Genomic DNA, 5,688 nt, shown 5'->3' with positions numbered 1-5,688 from the left:
CAGGAGCTGTACTTCTCCAAGCGTGCCAGCAAGGGCAAGCGCTACTCGAAAACTTCCTACTACTGCTCCGCCGTAGAGCTGGGTTCCCTTCGCGAGGGGAGCGAGCAGCCGGGCGAGCTGCGCCGCTTCTTCAACGCCCTGACCGGCCTTTGCAAGCGCTTCGCCGACACCACTTCCGACACCAACTCACCCGACGAGACCAAACCGATGGATGAAGCAACAGCCAAGGCGCTCAAAGCGCTGTATGACCAATTCGTGATCCTGCTGGCCGGCCTGCAGGCTGTACTGGAGCCCGTGGTGGAAGAGGTAGACGCCAGCGAGAACCAGGAAGCCGTCGAAGCCGTAGGCGCCGCCGTCCAAGACGTGGTCGATGAGGCCGACGAAAACCGCGAGTTCAACCGCAAGGGCGGCAAAGGCGCCAAGGACGGCAAGGGCAAAGACGAGGTCAAGGAACTGAGCGCCCGCGTCGAGGAGCTGACCGAGACCATGACCAAGATGTTCAACAGCACCCCAAACCGTCGCCAGGTCAAGCGCAACACCGGCCCGGCTGACAAGAAACGCGGCGGGGGCCTGCGCTGATGGGCGCCCTGTCGCAACGTGCTGCAGCGGTCTATCTGCAGCTCCAGGATGACCTGGCCGAGGCGTACAGCATCGATGACGCCACCCGCACCTTTGCCGTGGAACCGACCCACGCCCAGGAACTGAACGAGCAGATCACCGAGCGAGTGGACTTCCTGTCCCGCATCAACGTCGTGCCGGTCAGCGAGATCAAGGGCGAGAAGGTGCTGCTGGGCCTGAGCGGCCCGGCCAGCAGCCGGACCGACACCGACAAGAACGACCGCGAGCCACGCCACCTGCTCGACCTGAAGAACAACCTGTACGAGCTGTTCCACACCGAAACCGATGTGGCCCTGAAGTTCGCCACCATCGACGCCTGGGCGAAGTTCCCCGAGTTCGCACAGAAGTACCTGGCAGCGGTGCAGAAGCGCATCGCGCTGGACCGGATCCTCATCGGCTGGCACGGCACCCACGCGGCACAGCAAACCGACATGGCCAAGTTCCCGATGCTCGAGGACGTGAACAAGGGCTGGCTGCAAATCGCCCGTGAGCAGATCCCGGAGCAGGTGCTGAAAGCTGCTGACCCGGCGCAGAAGATCAAGATCGGCAAAGGCGGTAGCTACCAAAACCTCGACGAGGCCGTGCACGACGTCACCCAGATGATCGATCCGGTGTTCCGCGACGAGGGCGACCTGGTGGCCATCATCGGTTCGGATCTCCTGGCGCACGACAAGGGCAAGCTGTACGCCGCACAAGGCCAGACCCCGACCGAGAAGGAGCGTATTGAGGACGCGCAGGTCATCGCCACCTATGGCGGCAAACCGTCGTTCCTGATTCCGTTCTTCCCGCCGAAGGGGATCCTGGTCACCTCCTGGGACAACCTGTCGATCTACTTCCAGGACAGCAGCTGGCGTCGTCACCTGCTCGAGAACCCGAAGCGCTCCCGCGTCGAAGACTACAACGGGCGTAACGAGGGCTACGTGATCGAGCAGCTGGGTAAGTTCGCCTACCTGGAATCCGACTCGGTGGAGCTGGTATGAGCCTCGCCCTGGAGCACAAGCGCCGCTTGCTCGCCCAGGGCACCGCTGCAGTAGCCCAGGTGGCCGCTGCAGCTGCCCTACCGTACTCACCTGGTGAGGCCCTGAGCAGCCCGGCCAATGCCCGCAAGCACCTGGCACTGATGGTCGCCGGCCTGGACGAGGATCTGGCGCGCCTGAGTGCGATCAACGGCCTGGCCAGCCGCCAAGACCTCAAGCGCAACGAACTGCTGCCCAAGTACCAGGACTACGTCCAGCGCTACGTCGAGTCCGGCCTGGTCTTTCCGAACCGCGTCCTAGTGCAGGTCGTGATCTGGCTATTCGACACCGTCCAGTTCGAGGACGCGCTGGAGCTGGCAGACATCGCGATTGCCCAGGGCCAGGAGATGCCCGAGCGCTTCAATCGCCGCGATATCCAGACCTTTGTCGCTGATGCGATCTGCGAATGGGCCTATGACGAGTACAAGGCAGGCCGCAGTCCCGAGCCGTACCTGTCCGACCTGCTGCCGCGTGTGGACGGCGAATGGCAACTGCCGGAGCAGATCCCGGCCAAGTACCACAAGCTCATCGGCATTCGTGCCGTGGAGGCGAAGGAATGGACCAAGGCCATCACGCACCTGGAGCGAGCCACCCGGCTGTATCCGAAAGTCGGCGTAGACACCCGGCTTGATAACGCCCGCAAGGCCCTGCGCAAAGAGCAGGCCAAAGCAGCAGATCCGGCGGCTACCACCGCATAACGACTACCCCCCCAGCGGGAACCCGTGAAACGAGACGACCACTTGTGGCCCCGCCCCGTGGCAACGGTGTTTCCCGCCCTTTTCGAGTGACCAGCAATGAGCTTTTCAGGCAAACCCGCCACGGTTGTGGAACAGACCATCGAGAACAACGGCTTTTGGCCGGACCTCTCGCTGGCTGAATTCCAGAAGGCTTACCGCCTGCCGGGCGAGTACCTGAGCGAGGTGCTGGTCACTCAACTTGAACTGGCCATGGCTGAGGTGAACCAGGATCTGCGAAAGCTGGCGAACAGCTGGAAGAGCCTGGGCATCACCGAGGTGGCCACCGCTGACCCGCTGCTCCTCGAGGAGCGCGCATTCAAGGTGAAGCTGTACAAGCGCGCCGTGTACTGCCGCGCCAAGGCCACCGCCCTGACCGACTATGCGACCGTCACCCGGCGCGAAGTCGCCGAAAACACCGGCAAGGAAGCACCCGAGCGGGCCGACCAGTACCTGGCTTTCAGTCAGCAGGCGATCCGCGCCCTGCAGGGCCGCAGCCGCATCACGGTATCGCTGCAGTGAACGGTCTCAAGGGACTGACCGCCTACTTGCTCGAGCGCGAGCTGGTACCGGCTGAGCAGCTGGAGTCCTACAGCGAGCAGGTAGATCTGCACCTGGTCTGGGCAGAGACCGAGCGCGGCCTACACATGGGCGACATGCGCTATCGCGCCGTGATCAACCTGGAGCGCTTCAACGGCCACCCCGGACGCCTGATGGCCCTGGTCGGCAGTTGGCTGGAAACCCACGACCCAGACCGCCACAGGCATGACCTGCCGGCGCCGGCGTTCGCGATCGAGCCGCTGGACCTGGACAACGATCTGTTCGACGTGGAGCTGGTCCTGGACTTTGTCGAACCGCAGTACCTGGCCGAGGACGACGCCGGCGAGATCGAGGCCTTCGGCAGCACCTGGTCATTCATTCCGTTTGACCTGTGGCTTGCCGAACAAGGCGAGGTGATCCGCCGTGGCCAGTAGGGTTTTCTCCCAGGACGTGCGCGGCATGCTCAGCGTCCAGGACCAGCTGGCCCTGCTCAAGCTGCCCCCGCAGCTGCGCCGGCGCCTGCTCAATCGCGTTTCCAAGCGTGTGCGCACCTTGAGCAACAAGCGGATCCGCGCCCAGCAGAACCTTGACGGGACGCCGTTCGTGCCGCGCAAGCGCAAGGAACCCGGGCAGAAACGCATGGAGGCCGGCCTGGGCAAGCTCCTGCAGGTGACCCGCGTGGACCAGGACGAGGCCGTCCTGGGATGGCGCAACGGCCTCACCAGCTGGGTCGCAGCGCAGCAGCACAACGGGGCGTCAGAGCGCCGCACATCGCGCCAGATGCGCAAGTGGAACAAGGTCGAGCCCGGCGCCAAGTCCACGCCCAAACAGGCCAAGCGCCTGCGCCGCCTGGGCTTCCGCGTGCGCCAGGAAGGTAAGAAGCGCCTCACCCGCCCACCCGTCGCATGGATCCTCGAGCACGTCAGCTTCATGCAAGCCGGCCTGCTGATCCGCGTCCTGGACGAGGAGCAAGGCGAAACCACCGGTGCCGAGAGCTGGGAAATCAAGCTCCCGAAACGCCAGTTCCTGGGGGCGAGCGCCCAGGAGTCCAGCGCCCTGGTCGCCCAGGTCATGGAACAAATCATCCATTCACCACGCTAACGAGGCACCCCATGGCACTCGGCAAAGTCAGTACCAACAATCTCAACCGCGGCCAGGGCGCCGTGACCGAGATTGAGCGCTATTTCCTTTTCATCGGCCCCGCCGGCAAGAACGTCGGCAAGCTGCTGCCGCTCAACACCGACAGCGACCTGGACAACGACCTCGGCGCTGCAGGCAGTGACCTGAAAACCCAGGTCATCGCAGCCCGGGCGAACGGTGGCGACCGCTGGGCCTGCCTGGCCGCGCCGGTCGGCGCCGAAGGCGACTGGGCCACCGCCCTGGAACTGGCCCAGCAGCAGGGCTTTTCGGTCGAGGCCGTGGTCATCACCAAACCGGTGACCGCCGGCGCCGAGCTGCTGGCCATGCACACTGCCGCCGAGCAACTGAACGCGAAGTACGGGCGCCGTTCGTTCGTGCTGGCGGCGTCCGCCGGCATCCTGCCGACCGCGACCTGGTCCGAATACTTGGTCGAGCAGAAGGCGATCACTGCCGGCATTGCTGCGCCCCGGGTTGTCGTCGTGCCGCAACTGCACGGCAATGACCTGGGCGTGTTGGCCGGGCGCCTGGCCAACGCGGCCTGGAGCATCGCCGACAGCCCAATGCGCGTGGCCAGCGGTCCGCTGCTGGGCCTGGGCGCCGTTCCCCAGGACAAGGAAAACGTCCCGCTTCCGTCTGCGATCCGCAGCGAGCTGGACAAGTCGCGCTTCTCCGTCTCCCAGACCTACCCGGACTATGAGGGCGTGTATTGGGGCGATGCGAACCTGCTCGATACCGCCGGCAGCGACTTCCAGGTGCTGGAGTACCTGCGCCTTGCCGACAAGGCTGCGCGCCAGGTCCGGCCTTTGCTGATCCGCCGCATCGGCGATCGTCGCCTGAACAGCAGCGCGACCAGCATGGCCACCAACACCATGGCCCTGATGGCGCCGCTGCGCCGCATGGCCAAGGCGGTGAAGTTCGCCGGCGAGGTCTTCCCGGGCGAGATCCAGACACCCAAGGACGGTGACCTGGTCATCGTTTGGAAGAGCCGCACACAGGTCGAGGTCTTCCTGCAGATCCGTCCACACAACTGCCCGAAGGACATCACCGCGAACATCGCGCTGGACCTTTCCCAGGACGCCCAGGAGTAACCACCCATGGCCAAGATCAGTGGCAAGAACTTCGATATCACCGTTGGCGACCTGATGATTCACGTCGAAACCGCGACCCTCGATATCACCGACAACAGCGCCGTCGCGCAGACCAAGGGCGTGCCAGACGGCTGGGTCGAGGGCGACGTGGCCGCCAGCGGCGAGCTGGAGCTGGACACCACGAACTTCAACCTGGTGATCGAGGCCGCAGGCAAAGCCGGCAGCTTCCGCGAGCTGGAGGCCTTCGATCAGCTGTTCTATGCGAAGACACCCACCGACGAGATCCGCGTGGAGGCTTTCGGCTGCAAGTTCAAGGTCTCCAGCCTGCTGAACATCGACGCTAAGGGCGGCGAGAAGTCGAAGCACAAGCTGCCATTCGATGTCACCAGCCCGGACTTCATCCGCATCAATGGCGTGCCGTACCTGGCCGCCCGCGAGACTGAGGGCCTGAGCTGATGGTCTGCCCTTTCGACCGCGCCCAGGCCCTGGAACAGCGTCAGCGTGACCAGGCGATCGCCGCTGCTCGAGGCAAAGGGCCGGCGACAGGGCCAA

General features: G+C 64.6%; 8 protein-coding genes and 1 pseudogene. All 9 read left to right on the top strand.

Annotated features, from left to right (window positions below):
* Nucleotides 1-579 (top strand): capsid scaffolding protein (locus VA602_RS15125; protein ID WP_323453621.1); only part of this gene is annotated, 579 nt, incomplete at its 5' end.
* Complete coding sequence (locus VA602_RS15120; protein WP_407682513.1) at nucleotides 579-1,598, top strand: phage major capsid protein, P2 family; 1,020 nt, start codon at nucleotides 579-581, stop codon at nucleotides 1,596-1,598. The genes VA602_RS15125 and VA602_RS15120, both read left to right, overlap by 1 nt.
* Nucleotides 1,595-2,332 (top strand): phage terminase small subunit, encoded by a 738-nt coding sequence (gpM, locus tag VA602_RS15115; protein ID WP_323453620.1) that lies wholly within the window; start codon nucleotides 1,595-1,597, stop codon nucleotides 2,330-2,332. The genes VA602_RS15120 and gpM overlap by 4 nt, the downstream gene beginning before the upstream one ends.
* A 96-nt stretch (nucleotides 2,333-2,428) precedes the next feature.
* Nucleotides 2,429-2,890: a head completion/stabilization protein gene (locus VA602_RS15110; protein ID WP_323453619.1), complete on the top strand. Its 462-nt coding sequence runs from the start codon at nucleotides 2,429-2,431 to the stop codon at nucleotides 2,888-2,890.
* Nucleotides 2,887-3,342, top strand: coding sequence for a phage tail protein (locus VA602_RS15105; RefSeq protein WP_323453618.1), 456 nt, complete (start codon nucleotides 2,887-2,889; stop codon nucleotides 3,340-3,342). Before VA602_RS15110 ends, VA602_RS15105 begins: the two co-directional genes overlap by 4 nt.
* A 25-nt stretch (nucleotides 3,343-3,367) precedes the next feature.
* A complete protein-coding gene (locus tag VA602_RS15100; RefSeq protein ID WP_323453622.1) occupies nucleotides 3,368-4,009 on the top strand; it encodes a phage virion morphogenesis protein in 642 nt (213 codons plus the stop codon).
* An 11-nt stretch (nucleotides 4,010-4,020) separates the two neighbouring features.
* Nucleotides 4,021-5,136, top strand: coding sequence for a DUF2586 domain-containing protein (locus tag VA602_RS15095; protein WP_323453617.1), 1,116 nt, complete (start codon nucleotides 4,021-4,023; stop codon nucleotides 5,134-5,136).
* 6 nt (nucleotides 5,137-5,142) lie between these two features.
* On the top strand, nucleotides 5,143-5,592 hold the full coding sequence (locus VA602_RS15090; protein WP_063541478.1) for a DUF2597 family protein: 450 nt from the start codon (nucleotides 5,143-5,145) through the stop codon (nucleotides 5,590-5,592).
* A pseudogene (locus VA602_RS15085) lies at nucleotides 5,592-5,688 on the top strand (TraR/DksA family transcriptional regulator); the annotation flags it as partial. The gene VA602_RS15090 and the pseudogene VA602_RS15085, both read left to right, overlap by 1 nt.

Source organism: Pseudomonas machongensis (assembly GCF_034961125.1).
Classification (GTDB): domain Bacteria; phylum Pseudomonadota; class Gammaproteobacteria; order Pseudomonadales; family Pseudomonadaceae; genus Aquipseudomonas; species Aquipseudomonas machongensis.
Note: the sequence above shows the minus strand (reverse complement) of the source record. Positions and strands in the feature narration are given on the sequence as shown.